Source organism: Kordia periserrulae (assembly GCF_003054265.1).
Lineage (GTDB): Bacteria > Bacteroidota > Bacteroidia > Flavobacteriales > Flavobacteriaceae > Kordia > Kordia periserrulae.
The window spans coordinates 58,903-77,094 of sequence record NZ_QBKT01000001.1 but is presented as its reverse complement, the minus strand read 5'-3'; the positions used below and the strand labels follow the sequence as shown (position 1 = coordinate 77,094).

Sequence of the window (18,192 nt, the reverse complement as noted above, 5' to 3'; positions counted from 1 at the left end):
TTATCAAAAGGTCAACTCAATACAGCGCGCTTATTTTTCTATTTTTTTTTGACTAAGTTTGACATGCTAAAAACCATTTTCATGAAAAAACTGCTATTTGTTTTCTGCATTTCGCTATTGTTTGCTTGTTCTTCGGAAAAGAAAAAAACACCAACCGATTACGATTTTACCACCATTTTTGAGAAATCTGGCGGAACGCAAACGCCAACTTATCCAGAAGTGATTGCTTTTTATGAAAATTTAGCAGAACGCTATGCTGAAATCCATTTGGAAACTATGGGAATGACAGATTCAGGCGAACCATTACATTTGGTTACCTATAATCCTGACGGAGAATTTGATTTTGATGAAATTCGCAAAGAAAAGACGATTTTATTGGTAAATAATGGAATTCATCCTGGCGAAAGTGACGGCATTGACGCCACGATGCTATTGCTGCGCGATTTGGCAAACGGTACTAAAAAAGCACCTAAAAATGTTGTGATTGTTGCCATTCCTGTATATAATATTGGTGGAAGTTTGAATCGGAATTCAGGTACAAGAGCCAATCAAAATGGTCCAGAAGCCTATGGTTTTCGTGGAAACGCACGTAATTATGATTTGAATCGTGATTTTATCAAATCGGACACCCAAAATGCAAAAGCTTTTGCCGAAATTTTTCACAAAGTACAACCCGATGTTTTTGTAGACAATCATGTGAGTAATGGAGCCGATTATCAATACACATTAACGCACTTGTTTACGCAACACAACAAATTAGGTCATGAAGCAGGTGAATTTCTCCACAACAAAATGATGCCCGATTTGGAAGCAACACTGCTACAAAACAATTGGGACATTACGCCGTATGTAAATGTTTTTGGGCGTACGCCTGATAGTGGATTTACACAATTTATGGACTCGCCACGCTATTCTACTGGATATACAACCTTGTTCAATACGTTGGGATTAATGGTGGAAACACACATGTTAAAACCGTACAAACCACGCGTGGAAGGCACCTACGCACTTATGGATGCGTTGATTGAAAACATAGAAACCAAGCATCATGCAGAAATTAAAGAAATTCGCAGTAAGACACATCAATCGTTTGTCAATGCAAAAACCTATCCTGTACAATGGACGTTGGACAGAACGCAAAAATCTATCTTGAATTTTAAAGGCTACGAAGGTGCGTTTGTAGAAAGTGAATTGACTGGACAAAAACGATTGAAATATGATGTCAGCAAGCCTTTTACCAAAGAAGTGGAGTATTACAATTATTTCAAACCAACAAAGGAAGTTGCCATTCCGAAAGCGTACATTATTCCGCAAGGTTGGCATGAAGTGATGGAATTATTAGAAATAAATCAGGTTGATTTTTCTATGATTGAAAACGACACTATTATGGAAGTAGAAGTATATCATATTAAAGATTACAAAACCTACACCAATCCGTATGAAGGACATTATCCGCATTACAATACGGAAGTTAGCAAAAGCATCGAGAAAATTGGTTTTAGAAAAGGTGATATTATTGTAAATACGAATCAACCAGCATTTCGTTATTTATTGGAAACACTAGAACCAGAAGCGGTAGATTCATTTTTTAACTGGAACTTTTTTGATACTATTTTGCAACAAAAAGAAGGGTTTTCCGCCTACGTTTTCGAAGATGAAGCTAAAGAATTATTGGCGAAGAATCCCGAATGGAAAGCAGAATTTGACCAATTAAAAGCTACAAACAAAGAGTTTTCAGAAAGTGCACAACAGCAATTGCGCTGGATTTACATGAAGTCCAATCATTACGAAAAAGCACATTTGCGTTATCCTGTTTTTAGGAAGCTTAGGTAGTTGGGTTTTGGGTGTTAGGTTTTGGGTCTAAAAATCTAATATGTCTAATACATCTAAAAAGTCTAAAAAAACGACAAAAAACAAAGGACGAAAAACAAAAAAACCTTGAATCTTTGAATTTTTAATCATTCAATTGAGCGAAGCGAAGCTAAAACAACATCTTTATATTTTCATAGGAATTTTGCAAAGCAGTTTTTACTGCGGCATCGTCTTTCCAAACTACTTCCATGATGTCTTCTTCAATTTCTGGATGTAATTCTCCGTCGTAGTTTGTTTTCATGCTGTACCAATGCGTCAATTTTAGACGATATTCGCCATTTCGCTTAAAAACATGATAGGTTTGCATTAAAAAGTCAGTGATGGTCAATCCGGTAACGCCCGTTTCTTCTTCTACTTCGCGAATAGCAGTTTCTTCTATATCTTCTCCTTTTTCTGTTTTCCCTTTGGGCAAATCCCACTTTCCGTTTCTAAAGATAAACAGGGTTTCATTCTTGTTATTTTTCACCAAACCGCCTGCCGCTTCTACCAAAGGAAGTCGAGAACAGAGCAAACGCAGTAAGTCCTCACTTTTATCGTGATAAAGTATCGCTTTATCTATTTTTCCTGAGTTCATTTTTCCTATAAGCCACTCTAAATCAACATCTTTCAATACGTAAGTGTCGGAAATTTCATTCTTTTGCACCTCATTTGATAGAATAATGAGCTTATCATTGATAAAAACTTTATACATTTGCACTATGATTTTTGATAAAAATACAGCCAAAAAGACTGCCGAATTGCTGTTGCAAATTAACGCAATTAAATTACAACCACAAGAGCCTTTTACTTGGGCTTCTGGCTGGAAGTCGCCAATTTATTGTGATAATAGAGTCACGTTGTCTTTTCCACCAATTCGAAATTATCTCAGAGAGCAATTTGCCAAGCATATTGAGAAGGAATACGGAAAGCCAGATGTAATTGCAGGTGTCGCTACGGGCGCTATCGGAATTGGTATTCTGGTAGCCGAATATTTGAGTGTGCCTTTTGTATATGTGCGTCCAGAAGCCAAAAAACACGGACGACAAAATCAGATTGAAGGTTTTATTCAAAAAGGACAAAACGTCGTGGTCGTTGAAGATTTAATTAGCACAGGAAAAAGTAGCTTGAATGCTGTAAAAGCGCTAGAAGCTGCGGAAGTCAATGTAAAAGGAATGGTTGCGATTTTTTCGTATAATTTTGACATTGCTAAAGAAAATTTTGAAAAATCCAACGTCAATTTACACACCTTAAGCAATTATGAAAACTTGCTAGAACAAGCATTGGACACCAATTATATTACGTCTAGTGAACTAGAAACGCTGGAAAATTGGCGAAAAGATCCTGCAAATTGGAACGCTAATTGATTACCTATCAAAAAATAACAAAATACTATACATGAACATAGAAAGCCCTAAAGTACAGGTTGACAAATCTCCTCAAGAACTGTATGATTTTTTGACTAATGTTGAAAATTTTGAAAAATTAATGCCTGAAAACATCAGTAAGTTTGAGGTGTTGGAAGAAGGAAAATTTGTATTCGCCTTAAAAGGAATGCCAGAAATTATCTTGAAATTAAAAGAAAGCACACCGCCAAATAAAGTAGTTTTAGGCGCTGCTTCTGACAAGTTACCTTTTACCTTAACTGGAAATATTCAGGAAATTAGCGAAGGAAAAAGCGAAGCACAATTACTTTTTGAAGGTAAGTTTAATCCAATGATGTCCATGATGATTAAAGGACCGATTGGAAAATTTGTGAATACACTTGCCGAGAATATGAGCAAATTATAAAAAAATAAAGCTGATGCGAGTTTCTTACTGACTCGTATCAGTTTCAAACACAAAGCTAACAATCGAAAGCAACGCGTGTCTAAAAGCACATGCTAGTCTGTCAGCAAAGCAAGTCTAAAAGCGTTTACGCTGAGTCTACACTCAATATTTCAGCTTAATCTCTTTCAAATCAAACGCTTTAACAATTTCATCTTCGAGTAATACATGCAACTTTCCGTCGTCAGCGACACCTTGAATAAATCCCATAAACAAATTTCCATCAGTATCTTCAAACGTTGACGGTTTGTCTTTTCGGAACAACAACAATTCATACTCCATTTTTAGTTGTTCTAGGGAACGCTCGGTAATCAAACGTGCATATTTTTCTAACTGTGCAGCAACTTGAAACAATACTTCATCCAAATCGTAATGAATTCCTGTAATTTTTTTCAGCGAAGAAGCATTCAATAAAGTATCAAAATCCGTTTGATTCACATTTAAACCAATTCCGATAATCGCGGCTGTCATTTTGCTATTTTGTATGACATTTTCAATCAAAATGCCACATATTTTTTTATTTTCTGCCAAAATGTCGTTTGGCCATTTAATAGCTAGTTTCGGAATTTGAAAGTGCTTTAAAGCGTTGTAAATCGCTAAAGAAGTCGCCATGCTAATGTAAAATTGCTCCTCATTTTCCAAACAAGAAACCTTCTTAAACACACTAAATGTAAGGTTTTTGCCTTTTTCAGTATTCCACGTAGTTCCCATTTGACCTCGCCCTGAGGTTTGAGCAGCAGCAGTTACAATAGTAAAATCTACTAGCTTTTCATGCAAACTAAGCTGTCGCACGTACGAATTGGTGGAATCAATGGCATCAAGTTTGATTATTTTCATTGCAGGTTTTAAAATCTTTAGAGATTCTTATGATAAAGAAGTTACAAATAACATTTAAAAGTAATACTTTTGTATAAAATATAAATAATTGAATGACGAAAACTAAGGTAAGTACTGATCAATTGATCACAGGCATCATAAAAGGGATAGAAGAAGTAAAGGGAAATGATATCACCATCTTAGACTTACGTGAAATAGACAATACAGTTTGTGACTACTTTATTATTTGCAATGGTACCTCTAACACTCAGGTCAATGCCATTGTGGGCTCCATTCAGAAAATAGTGAGCAAAGAATTAAAAGATAAACCTTGGCACGTAGAAGGCTCTGAAAATGCAGAATGGGTTTTGATGGATTATGTCAACGTAGTTGTCCACGTATTCCAAAAACACATCCGAGAGTTTTACGATATAGAAGGACTTTGGGGCGATGCAAAAGTAACTTCTATTCAAGCAAATTATTAAAAATTACATTTTGATTTAATGGCAAAAGACAACAATAACATGGCAAAGAAACCTAAATTCAATGCATATTGGATTTATGGTTTAATTGGAATTTTTCTCCTTTTCTTAATCTTTTCAAATGATTCTGGAGCAGGTGACGATGTTACATTTACACAATTTAAAGAACTTGTTCCTTATAACGATATTGAAAAAATCGAAGTCGTTACAAACTCAAAAATTGCTCGAGTTTATCTAAAGCAAGGTGCTGCTGATAAAGACATATATAAAAAGTTTATCAACAACCGACCTAGCATTTTTTCAATGGGCAACAATCCTGATTTTTCTATCAAATACCTTAGTCTTGATAATTTTGAAGATTATTTAGATGAGGTAAAAAAAGAGAAAAATCTCGATTTTCAAATTGCTTCCGACCAGCAAGACACTACTTTTTCGAGTATAATTTTTAGCATACTTCCATTTATTTTAATTATTGGCGTTTGGATTTTACTCATGCGAAGAATGTCTGGCGGTGGCGCTGGCGGTGCGGGTGGACAAATTTTCAATATTGGAAAATCGAAAGCGAAATTATTCGACGAAAAAACCGATATGAAAACATCATTTAAAGATGTTGCTGGTTTGGAAGGTGCGAAAGAAGAAGTTCAAGAAATTGTTGATTTCTTGAAAAATCCTGAAAAATATACCTCGCTTGGAGGAAAAATTCCGAAAGGAGCTTTGTTAGTTGGACCTCCAGGAACAGGAAAAACATTGTTAGCAAAAGCAGTAGCTGGTGAAGCACAAGTTCCGTTTTTCTCACTTTCTGGTTCTGACTTTGTGGAAATGTTTGTGGGAGTAGGAGCATCGAGAGTGCGCGACTTGTTTAAGCAAGCCAAAGAAAAATCGCCAGCAATTATTTTTATTGATGAAATTGACGCGATTGGACGTGCGCGTGGAAAAAACAACTTTACAGGCTCTAACGACGAGCGTGAAAACACGCTAAACCAATTATTGACAGAAATGGACGGTTTTGGTACCAATACCAATGTCATCGTAATGGCAGCAACAAACCGTGCAGACATTTTAGATAAAGCCTTAATGCGTGCTGGACGTTTTGATAGACAGATTTATGTAGACTTACCAGACATCCGCGAACGTAAAGAAATTTTTGAAGTACACTTAAAACCGTTGAAAAAAGCGGAAGATTTAGATACCGACTTCTTATCAAAACAAACGCCTGGATTCTCTGGTGCAGACATTGCAAACGTTTGTAACGAAGCTGCTTTAATCGCGGCGAGAAAAGGAAAGAAAGCCGTTGAAAAGCAAGATTTCTTAGACGCTGTAGATAGAATTGTAGGTGGATTAGAGAAGAAAAATAAAATCATCACACCAGAAGAAAAGAAAACAGTAGCATTTCACGAGGCTGGTCACGCAACGGTAAGTTGGTTGGTTGAGCATGCTGCGCCATTGGTAAAAGTTACCATTGTACCAAGAGGACAATCGCTAGGAGCAGCTTGGTACTTACCAGAAGAACGTATGCTAGTTCGTACGGAGCAAATGTTGGACGAAATGTGTGCAACACTTGGTGGACGTGCCGCAGAAAAAGTAATTTTCAATAAAATTTCTACTGGAGCCTTGAGCGATTTGGAAAAAGTAACCAAACAAGCACGTGCCATGGTTGCCGTGTATGGTTTGAATGACAAAATTGGAAACCTTACTTATTACGATTCTAGCGGAAATGATAGTGGTTTCAATAAACCATACAGTGAAGAAACGGCAAAAATCATTGACGAAGAAATCTCGAAGATTATCGAAAATCAATACCAAAGAGCTATTCAAATTTTGGAGCAAAACAAAGACAAGCTGACAAAGCTTGCTGAGTTGTTACTCGAAAAGGAAGTGATCTTTAAAGACGATTTACAAGTAATTTTCGGAAAAAGACCGTTTGAAAAATCAGAAGAAAAAGACGATTCTGAAGAATAATACACATTCACAAAATATTAACTCTTAAAAAATCTCGAATTATCTTTCGAATAATTCGAGATTTTTTATCTTTACATAAATTTTTCCAAATCCTAAACTACAATTGACTCCATGAGTCTTTTCAAAAAAATTTTCGGCTCCAAATCCAAACCTCAACAGGAAGATAATCCTGCGGAAGAGCGCGGAAAATATATGCCTCAAATACAATTGCCTATTGACGAGCGTTTTACCATCAATTTTCGCAAAAATGGCGGTAAATTTTTGTACTGCGATTCGTTTACAGACGTGTATGATAGTTTGGAAAATATTCTACTAGAAAACAATTGGGAAGAGAAAGAAGTATTGTGCTTTGATGAAGAATTACAAGAGCATTTTGACAATTTTGATATGAAATTTTCGCGTGTCAATATGAATGCTAGTTTTTTCTTATCGTCTTGCGAATATTTAATTGCAGATAACGGTGCTATCTTAGTCTGTTCCAATCAAGTCAAAGAAAAAAAACTCAACGATTTGCCAGACAATTTTGTCATTCTTGCCAAAACAAGTCAACTCGTTACTACAATTGGTGAAGGTTTGCGCGGTATCAAAAACAAATACCGATCAAATATTCCAACCAACATTACTACAATAAAGCATTTTCAAGTACAGGAAGAAAAGGACTTTTTATCTTATGGAAGTAGCTCAAAAAACTTATATTTGCTGCTATTGGAAGACCTCTAGAATGAAAGAATTTTTAACCCGATCTTTAACCGGACTTATTTTTGTAACACTGCTGATTGCGTCAGTATACTACTCACAACCAGCTATTTTTACTGTGTTTACCGTTTTTGGATTGTTGTGTATGTACGAATTTAGCAAACTTATTTATCTAAAAGGTGTTATCCAATATTTCATACTGTTAGTCGTATTGAGCGTTTTTGTGTTTTGGAAACAATTGCAACCCGAAGTTAAACTTGAAGAAGCGACGCTAATTTTACTGGTATTTTCCATGTTTGTTTCGCTATTTTTAATCCGCGATTTGTTCAGTAAAAAAATCATTCCGCAAACCGAATTCAAAAAATACTTGCTCGTTACGTTTTATATGAGTAGTAGTTTTGCTTTTTTATTGTTGATTCCAAACGCTACCGACAACTATGAACCGTACATCATTTTAGGGAGTTTTATTCTAGTTTGGGTAAATGATTCTTTTGCCTATCTCACGGGGAAAAACTTTGGAAAACAAAAACTATTTTCACGAATTTCTCCTAAAAAAACGGTGGAAGGTTTTTTGGGCGGCGTGTTTTTTTCTTGTATTGCTAGTTATTTTATCTTTAAATTTACAGAAACTTTAAGTTTTACAAGTTGGTTAATTTTAGCAATCATCATCAGTTCTATCGGAACGATTGGCGATTTGATACAATCAAAATTTAAACGACAAGCAAATGTAAAAGATAGTGGCTCTATCATGCCAGGACACGGCGGAATTTTTGACCGATTGGATAGCATGCTATTTTCAGCACCATTTATTTATTTGTTTTTAAAGATATTACATTATGTTTCATAGAGAAGGCTATAAAATCATCATTGTCACCTTTATTATTGTTGCTGCTATTGTGCTAACGGCAGATAAAATTGATATTGCATGGATAAAATACGGACTACAAGCAGTTGCAGTCGTTTTTTTAATCTTGATTTTGCAATTTTTTAGAAACCCAAAACGCGTCACTCCTAAAAATGACGCACATGTCATTGCTCCGGTTGATGGAAAAGTGGTAGTAATTGAAGAAGTATTTGAAAAAGAATATTTTAACGACAAGCGTTTGCAAGTGTCTATTTTCATGTCGCCAATCAATGTGCATGTAACGCGATATGCAATTGGAGGAACGGTAAAATACAGCAAATACCATCCGGGAAAATACTTGGTTGCTTGGCATCCAAAATCGTCAGAAGAAAACGAACGTACAACTATTGTCGTTGAAAATGATACTTACGGTCCAATTTTATACCGTCAAATTGCTGGTGCGTTGGCGCGAAGAATCATTAACTACGCAGAAGAAGGTGAAACCGCAGTACAAGGTGAAGACGCTGGATTCATCAAATTTGGCTCGCGTGTCGATTTATTTTTACCCTTAAACACAAAATTGAATGTGCAACTCAACCAAACGGTAAAAGGTGGCGTTGATGTTGTGGCAATGAAATCATGAGTACTTCTGACTTAGACATAGCATTTTTTGAAGCTGTTGAACGCGTAAACAATTCCACAGAACCATTTCCTGCGGATTTTTTGCTGCGCTTGTATGCCTATTATAAACGCGCCACTAATAATGACGGCAAACCTAGTAGCAGTCGCCCGATTATCAACGCTTTTAAAATGAACGCGCTCTTGCAAATGCAAGACATTTCTCCCGAACAAGCCAAACAAGAATATATTGCATTGGTGAATTCGTATTTTGAGTAGATACGCTTGCGCTTTTAGATTGTTAGACACGCTTTGCTTTAGAATCGACTTCGTCTGTTAGAGTGCTTCGCTCTTAGAATTTTAAATGTTGGATTCTAAATTTCGAATACAACAAGCATAATTTCCTATACAAGCACATAAACTCATCAACTTATAAACTAAGAACACAGGTTTTCCACTATAAAAAAACGAAGTCATCATTGTTTTATGAGAATTTTAAGAGCTTACATTTTATAAAGTATATATATGATGTTATCTTTAGTACTTAATAACAAAAAAAGAATATTATGAAAACATTATATGAAGCTACTACGGAAGCTATAGGAGGTAGAGAAGGAAAAGTACATTCTGAAAACAGTCCAATAGATTTTAACTTATCAGTTCCAAAATCGATGGGCGGAAATGGTGGTGACGGAGCAAATCCTGAACAACTTTTTGGAGCAGCCTACGGAGCCTGTTTTGGTGGCGCTTTGCAAGCTGTAGCTAAAAACGAAGGCATAGCTATTAATGAAGAAGAATTAAGTGTCACAGCGACTATTGGTTTTTGTAAAGATGAAGATGGTTTCTTTTTAGAAGCAACGTTGGATTGTTACATTCCTGGTGTCGATGTAAAAACCGGTGAGGATTTGGTCGAAAAAGCACATGAAGTATGTCCATTTAGTAAAGCGACACGTGACAATATTACGGTAACCTTGAATTTATTGTTGGACGAATAGTATTCTTTGTCTCAAGAAAATTTAAAACATACAAAAATCGTTCAAGGGAAACTTTGAGCGATTTTTTTATTAGACTCGCTTCGCTTTTGGACACGCTTTGCTTTGGAATTTTAGTGTTGCTTTATTTTTATGATTTTGATTCCTCTCAGCTTTATAAGATGATGAATCATTTTCAAACTGCAATGGATTCCTGCCTACGCAGGAATGAATAGAAGAAAATTAAAATTAAGCGAGCAAGAACATCAAAGGATAATTTTTCAATCATTCAATTCAAAAAAAATGAGCGCTAGCGAATTTCACATCACCAGCGCCCATTTTCAAATCTTCAAATTAGCAAATCAACCAATTGGTACATTACTTAATTAAAAAATTGATACATTATTTAAGCGAAGCCAAACTAGCCTTCAGCGTTTCAATCTTCGCAATGGCATCTGCTTCTTTCTTCTTTTCGTTGGCTACAACCTGTTCAGGAGCATTATTTACAAAACGTTCGTTAGATAGTTTCTTTTGCACAATTTTTAAGGAACCTTCTACATATTCTAGCTCTTTGGTCAACTTTTCAATTTCCGCTTCAATGTCAATGGCACCTTCCATTGGAATAAAGTATTCATTCGATTTTACACGGAACGATAACGCGCCTTCTAACTTTTCGTCGCTATACGAAATATTGTCTACGTTTCCGAGTTTTGCAATTACAGCATCTAGTGTATCGGTAGCTTTTTCATTGTTGACAATTGTTAACGAAATCGCATCTTTATTGGCGATGTTTTTCTCCTTGCGAATCGTACGAATTCCCGAAACTACCTCTTGAATCATTTCAAAATCAGTCAAGATTTTTTCATCAATTGTAGTTGATTCCGGCCAACTCGCAACAATCAACGCTTCTTCTGGAGAACGTACTGCCATACGCTGCCAAATATCTTCCGTAAGGAATGGCATAAACGGATGTAAAATCTTCAAATTCGCTTCAAAAAGAGCAATTACTTTATCGTAGGTTTTTCTATCAATTGGCGAGCCGTAGGTTGGTTTTACCATTTCCAAAAACCACGAACAGAAATCATCCCACACCAATTTATAACTAATCATCAACGCATCTGAAATTCGGTATTTGCTGTATTGGTCTTCCAATTCTGCCAAGGCTTTTTGCAGTTTTGCTTCGTACCAATCAATCGCGATTTTTGCTACTTCTGGTTGTGCAACTTCATCGCTTACTTCCCAAATTTGCGTTAAGTTATACGCTTGGAAAATTTTATTGGCAAACTTCTTTCCTTGATCACACAAAGCTTCGTCAAACAATAAATCGTTTCCAGCGGCAGAACTTAACAACAATCCTACACGAACGCCATCGGCACCATAATCGGCAATTAGTTTTAACGCATCTGGCGAGTTTCCGAGCGATTTTGACATTTTTCTTCCTTGCTTATCGCGAACCAATCCTGTCAAATATACATTCGTAAACGGTTTCATATCGCGGTATTCGTATCCAGCAATAATCATTCGGGCAACCCAGAAAAACAAAATATCTGGTCCCGTTACCAAGTCGTTGGTTGGATAGTAATACTGAATTTCTTCATTTTCAGGATTGCGAATTCCGTCAAAAACACTGATTGGCCACAACCATGACGAAAACCATGTATCAAGCGCATCTTCATCTTGACGTAAATCATCAAGTGTTAAGTTTTCGTTTCCAGTCGCGGCTTTCGCTAAGGCTAAGGCTGCTTCTTTCGTTTCCGCCACAGCGAAATCCTCTTTTCCATCGCCAAAATAATACGCAGGAATTTGTTGTCCCCACCAAAGTTGACGCGAAATATTCCAATCGCGAATGTTTTCCATCCAATGACGATAGGTATTTTCAAACTTTTTCGGGAATAATTTAATATCACCATCTTCCAACACCGCACGCAACGCAGGTTTTACCAAATCGTCCATTTTTAAGAACCATTGGTCAGACAAACGCGGCTCAATCACCGCTTTGGTACGCTCAGACGTTCCAACTTTGTTGATATGTTGCTCCGTTTTAATCAAGAAACCTTTCTCTTCTAGTTCTTTGGAGATTTCTTTACGAACTACAAAACGGTCTTTTCCTTCGTAATGCAAACCGAAACTGTTGAGCGTAGCATCTTCATTGAAAATATCGATTACTTCCAAGTTGTGTTTATCACCCAACATTTTATCATTTTCATCGTGCGCAGGCGTTACTTTTAAGCAACCTGTACCAAATTCGATGTCTACATAGTCATCTTCAATAATAGGAATGACTCTATTTGCCAATGGCACAATCGCTTTTTTACCTTTTAAATGTGCATAACGCTCGTCATTTGGATTGATACAAATGGCAGTATCTCCCAAAATCGTTTCTGGACGTGTTGTGGCAATCGTAACTTTTTCGTCACTTCCTTCAATGGCATATGACAGATAGTATAAGTTTCCTTGTTTTTCTTCGTAAATTACCTCTTCATCAGACAATGTTGTTTTTGCTTCGGGATCCCAATTTACCATACGATATCCGCGATAAATTAAGCCTTTATTGTATAAATCGACAAATGTCTTGATGACAGATGCTGACATATCGTCATCCATCGTAAATTTTGTACGTTCCCAATCGCACGAAGCACCTAATTTTTTGAGTTGCTCTAAAATAATACCGCCGTGTTTATGTGTCCATTCCCACGCATGTGTTAAAAATTCTTCGCGTGTAATGTCGGACTTATTGATGCCTTCTTCTTTCAATTTGTTCACGACTTTTGCTTCCGTTGCAATAGAAGCGTGATCGGTTCCAGGAACCCAACAAGCGTTGTATCCTTGCAGTCTGGCGCGGCGTATCAATACATCTTGAATGGTATTATTGAGCATGTGTCCCATGTGCAAGACTCCTGTGACGTTTGGTGGCGGAATTACGATGGTGTACGCTTCACGTTCGTCTGGTTCTGAATGAAAATAGTTGTTTTCCATCCAATACTGATACCATTTGTCTTCGATCTTACTTGGATCATACTTTTTCTGAATACTCATTTTGGTATTGTTTTTGTATTATTTAAGTTGACAAAAGTACTTATATCTACACTATTTAAAAAGTGTTTTATCACTTTTGCAGTTAATTGCGAAATATGTGTATTTGATACGAGTTACTTTGTTTTTTGTGAAATAATTTTTGTAAAATTATAAATAAGCACCTAATTTTACACTAATACTAAATTCAAAGAAGATGAAAAAAATAGTTACGATATTGTTTGTAGGTTTATTTACTATTGCTTTACAAGCGCAGGAAAAAACCGCAAAGATTGAGTTTAAAACAGAAACGATTGATTACGGAACGATTGAAAAAGGAGCCGACGGCGTACGTGTATTCGAATTTACGAACACAGGAACAGCGCCTTTGGTAATTACAAGAGTATATTCAAGTTGCGGATGTACTATTCCTAAAAAACCAGATGCTCCAATTTTACCAGGAAAGACTGGAATTATTGAAGTGAAGTACGATACAAAGCGTGTAGGACCAATTAGAAAGACCATTACGGTATATTCTAATGCAGATGAGCCAACGAAAGCTATCAAGATTAAAGGAAAAATTGTGGATCCTAGCAAGCAGAAAAGTATTATGATGAAAGATAAATCAGAAATTGAGTCTTAATCTCTGACAACCCTATAATTTTAGAAAATGCCCTTTCAGTTTTGATTGGGCGTTTTTTTTATGTTTTTTGTGGATTCGTTGATTTGTCTTAGAGTTATTTGTAAAAGCAAAGTGTTTCTAAAAAGTCTAAAAGTCTAAAAATCTAACAAATCTTAAAATCTAAGAAGTCTATTGCCTATCAAAGTACGTCTTTTAAACGAAACTCAAATTTTAATTCCATCGGACCGCGTAAGACTTTGATACGCATTTTTTTATCTTCCTTTCCTTGCAGTAGTTCTGTGACTTCACTTAGAGACATTTTATCAACTGTTTTTGCGTTGATAGAAACAATCACATCACCTTTTTTTAATCCTGCTAATTCTGCTGGGGAATTTTTTCGGATTTCAGCAATTTCATAAGCTTTTACAAGATTGAACGTGTTGTAATGTTCAAAAACAACGCTGATTTCACCATTGCCTGTTTGGCGACCATAATTGGTAACACCATTACTACGTTTTTTTATTTCTTGCACCACGCGCATGCCATTGTGTTGCAGTTCAATACCGCTCATATTGTAACGAAATGGGTCGGAGAAGTATTTACTTTTTCGAAGTCGGATACGTTCATTGCCATAATCGAAAATGACTCTGAAGCGCTTTAAAATTTCGCCACCAATACTTCCATTGCGCTCTTTAAAGTTTTTTACGTAGGTGATTGCAGTAGAATCTGGAAAAGCGACTTTTGCGTTTTCAAATGTAAATTGTCCCACGTTAAATTTCTTTACCCGCGAACGCATTCCGTAGATACTTCCACTCAATCCGCGACCTAGAAAATCATCAAATTTTTTCTCAGGAATGGTAATTTGTTTTTCTTTATCTTCAAACAACCACAAGGCATCGCTTCCGCCAGAATCAATTAATAATTTTACAGGAATATTAGGTTCTGTATCTTCTTCAATGGCAACTGTGACATCAATATACGGTTTGTTATTTCGAAATGTCAGTGGTAAATCGGTACATTTTTTACAATTACGATACTTATATGTTTTTGGGTTGTAAAACTTGATTTTTTCCGTGGCATAATTAATTTCCACAATAAAATCTTTAAACACATCATAACCAATAATACCATGTATTGGAACACCTAAACGAGTAGACATGTTGATATCTTGGTCGAGAATGATGTATAATTCTAAATTATTTTTGAGAAGATTGTTGATTCTAAACGTATCCGAACGCGCTTTTACGGCATCAATTGATTCTCCAGAACCCAAACCGCGAAGTTGAATGCGCTCTTTTTGCTCAATAGATAATGAATCGCCAGGATTCAAGCTAAACATAATGGGTTTATTAACGCCAGAATCTAACAGAAAAGACATGCTTACACCATTAATTTCAACAGGAAGGACAATCAAGTTGTTAATCAATTTAAAACTTACAGATGCCTTTTCTTTTCCATCGATGATGTGAAACTTACTTTGCGCCTGTGCAATTCCAGATATACAAAATAACAGCAGAAATATATGTATTTTTAACTTTCGCAAAATTATTGAGGGGTTTTGGTAACAAACTAATATACAAAAAAACCTTCTTTTTTCCGAAAAATACTTCTTTTTTAACGTTGTTGAAAATATGTCATATTCGTTATATTTCTGAAATATATTTTGCATTTTTGTAGCTCTAAAAATCGTATATCATGCCAACTATTTCCAACAAAGGAATTGCAATGCCTCAATCGCCTATTCGTAAACTTGTTCCGTATGCTGAAAAGGCTTATAAACAAGGAAAAACAGTATATCACTTAAACATTGGGCAACCTGATATTAAAACGCCGCAAATTGCAATGGACGCTGTAAAAGTGCACATGTTAGATGTATTGGCGTACACAAAATCAGACGGTTCGGAAGAATATAGAAAAAAAATTGCCAATTATTATGCAAAGCATGACATTGAAGTAGATGCAGATGATATTATAGTGACAACAGGTGGAAGTGAAGCCTTAGCATTTGCTTTTGGAAGTACAATGGACGTAGATGATGAAGTGATAATCCCTGAGCCTTTTTATGCCAATTACAACGGTTTTTCAGTCGCTGCTGGCGTAAAAGTGGTTCCTGTAATTTCTAAGATAGAGAACAATTTTGCGTTGCCTCCAATTGAAGAATTTGAAAAATTAATCACGCCAAAAACAAAAGCAATTCTTATTTGCAATCCTGGAAATCCAACAGGCTATTTATATACCAAAGAAGAAATTCAAAAACTGGCTAAAATTGTACAAAAACACGATTTATTTTTAATTGCGGATGAAGTATATCGCGAATTCGCTTATGATGGTGTGCAGCACTATTCCATTATGCAAGAACCTAATTTGGAACAACATGCGATTATGGTCGATTCTGTTTCCAAACGCTATAGCATGTGTGGAGCGCGTATTGGTTGTATTATATCAAAAAACAAAGAGGTAATGGAAACTGCGATGAAATTTGCGCAAGCGCGCTTGTCGCCTCCAACATTTGCCCAAATTGCCAGTGAAGCTGCTTTACAAACACCGCAAAGTTATTTTGATGATGTTATTGAAGAATATGTAAGCAGACGTAATACGCTTATCACGGGATTGAAAGAAATTGAAGGTGTGCGTGTGGCAAATCCGAAAGGTGCTTTTTATTGCGTGGCAGAATTGCCTGTTGAAAATGCAGAAGATTTTGCAAAGTGGTTGTTGGAAAGCTTTGATTACAACGGCGAAACCATTATGGTTGCACCAGCAGCAGGATTTTACTCTACACCAAACACAGGACTCAATCAAATTAGAATTGCGTATGTGTTGAATGAAAATAGTTTGAAAAAATCTATCAAAATACTTAAAGAAGCTTTGAAAGCTTACAACGCTTAATTTTGCAAATCACCATACAACATAAAGTTTCGCTAAAAGATTTCAACACGTTTGGCATCGATGTCAACGCGAAGTATTTTATTTCAGTTTCTACCAAAAAGGAATTGATTGAAGTTTTGAAATTACCCGAATTTCAAGATTATTTTGTACTTGGTGGCGGTAGTAACATGCTCCTCACTCGCGATGTTGAAACTCCTGTATTGCATGTCAATTTAAAAGGGAAAGAAGTGGTGGCTGCCTCTTCAGAAACTGTGATTGTGGAAGTTCAAGCTGGCGAAAATTGGCATGAATTTGTATTGTGGTGTTTGGAAAATAATTACGGCGGCGTTGAAAACTTATCGCTCATTCCAGGAAATGTAGGAACGTCTCCTATTCAGAATATTGGTGCGTATGGCGTAGAATTGAAAGATGTTTTTTCGCATTGCATCGCCATTGATATAAAAACGCAAGAAGAAAAAGTATTTACATTAGAAGATTGCCAATTTGGATATCGAAATTCTATTTTTAAAAACGAAGCGAAAGGCAACTATATTATCACTTCTGTTTTTTTCGAATTGACTTCGCGTAAGCATTCATTGAATATCTCTTACGGAGCCATTCAACAAGAATTGGAAAGCAATAACATAACCAATCCGACCATCAAAGATGTGAGTAATGCCGTGATTGCGATTCGTCAACGAAAACTTCCCAATCCGAAAGAAATTGGCAATAGTGGAAGTTTCTTTAAAAATCCGATAATTCTAAAAACCGCCTTTGAAGCTTTACAAAAAAACTATCCCAATGCACCGCATTATGTCGTTTCAGATACGGAAATTAAAGTGCCTGCAGGTTGGCTCATTGAGCAATGTGGATTTAAAGGAAAACGCTTTGGAGATGCAGGTGTACATAAGCATCAAGCCTTAGTATTGGTGAATTACGGAAATGCCAAAGGATCGGAAATTTTAGCCTTAGCGAAAAAAATACAAGAAACCGTTTTAGAAAAATTCAATATTGCGATTGAAGCGGAAGTGAATGTGATTTCTTAGATGCACTGTTGCTTTTAGACTTGTTTCTGCGAATGCGAAATCTCTTAGACCGCTGCGCTTTTAGATACTTCTTTTTTATAATTTCAAAATCCAACATCCAACATCCAACATTCAACATCAAACTCGAACCGAATCTGGAACTAGCAAGGTATAATCGCCATTATGGCGAATGACTTCGCGAACGATGGAAGAGGAGATATAGGAAGTTTTTGCGGCAGTTAACAGAAAAACAGTTTCTACAGGTGCCAAATCACGATTGGTATGTGCAATGGCTTTTTCAAACTCAAAATCAGCGGGATTTCGAAGTCCGCGCAGAATAAAATCTACCTTGTGTTTCATGCAAAAATCAACAGTTAAACCTTCATACGTAACTACTTTTACACGCGGTTCGTCTTTAAATGCAGCTTCAATAAATTGCTTGCGTTGTTCCAAACTGAACATGTATTTTTTTGCAGAATTCACGCCAATAGCGACAATAACTTCATCAAACAATCGGATGCCACGCTTGATAATATCATAATGTCCTAAAGTAATTGGATCGAAAGATCCTGGGAAAATAGCTCGTTTCATGTGCTTAATTTGAGAT

General features: G+C 36.2%; 18 protein-coding genes. 13 read left to right on the top strand and 5 right to left on the bottom strand.

Annotation, left to right across the window (positions count from 1 at the left end; translation table 11 throughout):
* Positions 1–81: 81 nt before the first annotated feature.
* Positions 82–1,833 (top strand): M14 family metallopeptidase, encoded by a 1,752-nt coding sequence (locus C8N46_RS00375; RefSeq protein ID WP_108113561.1) that lies wholly within the window; start codon positions 82–84, stop codon positions 1,831–1,833.
* Positions 1,834–1,981: 148 nt separating this feature from the next.
* On the opposite strand, the gene C8N46_RS00370 is transcribed toward C8N46_RS00375, so the two are convergent.
* Positions 1,982–2,563, bottom strand: coding sequence for an NUDIX hydrolase (locus C8N46_RS00370; RefSeq protein WP_170110050.1), 582 nt, complete (start codon positions 2,561–2,563; stop codon positions 1,982–1,984).
* Between the two features lie 7 nt (positions 2,564–2,570).
* On the opposite strand from C8N46_RS00370, the gene pyrE reads away from it, so the two are divergent.
* Both pyrE and C8N46_RS00360 read left to right on the top strand, forming a co-directional pair.
* Entirely contained in the window at positions 2,571–3,215 is a 645-nt protein-coding gene (pyrE, locus tag C8N46_RS00365; RefSeq protein WP_108112878.1) for an orotate phosphoribosyltransferase, read from the top strand.
* 31 nt (positions 3,216–3,246) lie between these two features.
* Positions 3,247–3,639 (top strand): SRPBCC family protein, encoded by a 393-nt coding sequence (locus tag C8N46_RS00360; RefSeq protein WP_108112877.1) that lies wholly within the window; start codon positions 3,247–3,249, stop codon positions 3,637–3,639.
* Between the two features lie 141 nt (positions 3,640–3,780).
* Here C8N46_RS00360 and C8N46_RS00355 read toward each other — a convergent pair whose 3' ends face one another.
* Positions 3,781–4,512, bottom strand: a complete 732-nt coding sequence (locus C8N46_RS00355; RefSeq protein WP_108112876.1) for a biotin--[acetyl-CoA-carboxylase] ligase — start codon at positions 4,510–4,512, stop codon at positions 3,781–3,783.
* Positions 4,513–4,604: 92 nt separating this feature from the next.
* Here C8N46_RS00355 and rsfS point away from each other — a divergent pair, with 92 nt between their 5' ends.
* From rsfS to C8N46_RS00320, 7 genes are all read left to right on the top strand, one after another.
* Positions 4,605–4,976, top strand: coding sequence for a ribosome silencing factor (gene rsfS / locus C8N46_RS00350; protein WP_108112875.1), 372 nt, complete (start codon positions 4,605–4,607; stop codon positions 4,974–4,976).
* 18 nt (positions 4,977–4,994) lie between these two features.
* Positions 4,995–6,932 carry an ATP-dependent zinc metalloprotease FtsH gene (gene ftsH / locus C8N46_RS00345; RefSeq protein WP_108112874.1) on the top strand — a complete coding sequence of 646 codons (1,938 nt, stop codon included), beginning with the start codon at positions 4,995–4,997 and terminating at the stop codon, positions 6,930–6,932.
* Between the two features lie 111 nt (positions 6,933–7,043).
* Positions 7,044–7,652, top strand: coding sequence for an LUD domain-containing protein (locus tag C8N46_RS00340; RefSeq protein WP_108112873.1), 609 nt, complete (start codon positions 7,044–7,046; stop codon positions 7,650–7,652).
* Between the two features lies 1 nt (position 7,653).
* Entirely contained in the window at positions 7,654–8,475 is an 822-nt protein-coding gene (locus C8N46_RS00335) for a phosphatidate cytidylyltransferase (protein WP_108112872.1), read from the top strand.
* Complete coding sequence (locus tag C8N46_RS00330) at positions 8,465–9,115, top strand: phosphatidylserine decarboxylase family protein (RefSeq protein ID WP_108112871.1); 651 nt, start codon at positions 8,465–8,467, stop codon at positions 9,113–9,115. Before C8N46_RS00335 ends, C8N46_RS00330 begins: the two co-directional genes overlap by 11 nt.
* A complete protein-coding gene (locus tag C8N46_RS00325; RefSeq protein ID WP_108112870.1) occupies positions 9,112–9,369 on the top strand; it encodes an acyl-CoA-binding protein in 258 nt (85 codons plus the stop codon). The genes C8N46_RS00330 and C8N46_RS00325 overlap by 4 nt, the downstream gene beginning before the upstream one ends.
* 287 nt (positions 9,370–9,656) lie before the next feature.
* A complete protein-coding gene (locus C8N46_RS00320; RefSeq protein WP_108112869.1) occupies positions 9,657–10,085 on the top strand; it encodes an organic hydroperoxide resistance protein in 429 nt (142 codons plus the stop codon).
* Between the two features lie 378 nt (positions 10,086–10,463).
* On the opposite strand, the gene C8N46_RS00315 is transcribed toward C8N46_RS00320, so the two are convergent.
* Positions 10,464–13,097: a valine--tRNA ligase gene (locus C8N46_RS00315; RefSeq protein WP_108112868.1), complete on the bottom strand. Its 2,634-nt coding sequence runs from the start codon at positions 13,095–13,097 to the stop codon at positions 10,464–10,466.
* A gap of 193 nt (positions 13,098–13,290) precedes the next feature.
* Here C8N46_RS00315 and C8N46_RS00310 point away from each other — a divergent pair, with 193 nt between their 5' ends.
* Complete coding sequence (locus tag C8N46_RS00310) at positions 13,291–13,716, top strand: DUF1573 domain-containing protein (RefSeq protein WP_108112867.1); 426 nt, start codon at positions 13,291–13,293, stop codon at positions 13,714–13,716.
* 178 nt (positions 13,717–13,894) lie between these two features.
* Here C8N46_RS00310 and C8N46_RS00305 read toward each other — a convergent pair whose 3' ends face one another.
* Positions 13,895–15,238 carry an aspartyl protease family protein gene (locus C8N46_RS00305; RefSeq protein ID WP_158269034.1) on the bottom strand — a complete coding sequence of 448 codons (1,344 nt, stop codon included), beginning with the start codon at positions 15,236–15,238 and terminating at the stop codon, positions 13,895–13,897.
* A 152-nt stretch (positions 15,239–15,390) separates the two neighbouring features.
* On the opposite strand from C8N46_RS00305, the gene C8N46_RS00300 reads away from it, so the two are divergent.
* Both C8N46_RS00300 and murB read left to right on the top strand, forming a co-directional pair.
* Positions 15,391–16,581: a pyridoxal phosphate-dependent aminotransferase gene (locus C8N46_RS00300; RefSeq protein WP_108112865.1), complete on the top strand. Its 1,191-nt coding sequence runs from the start codon at positions 15,391–15,393 to the stop codon at positions 16,579–16,581.
* A gap of 8 nt (positions 16,582–16,589) precedes the next feature.
* Positions 16,590–17,606 (top strand): UDP-N-acetylmuramate dehydrogenase, encoded by a 1,017-nt coding sequence (murB, locus tag C8N46_RS00295; protein ID WP_108113560.1) that lies wholly within the window; start codon positions 16,590–16,592, stop codon positions 17,604–17,606.
* Between the two features lie 117 nt (positions 17,607–17,723).
* Here murB and coaD read toward each other — a convergent pair whose 3' ends face one another.
* Positions 17,724–18,176 carry a pantetheine-phosphate adenylyltransferase gene (gene coaD / locus C8N46_RS00290; protein ID WP_108112864.1) on the bottom strand — a complete coding sequence of 151 codons (453 nt, stop codon included), beginning with the start codon at positions 18,174–18,176 and terminating at the stop codon, positions 17,724–17,726.
* Positions 18,177–18,192 lie beyond the last annotated feature (16 nt).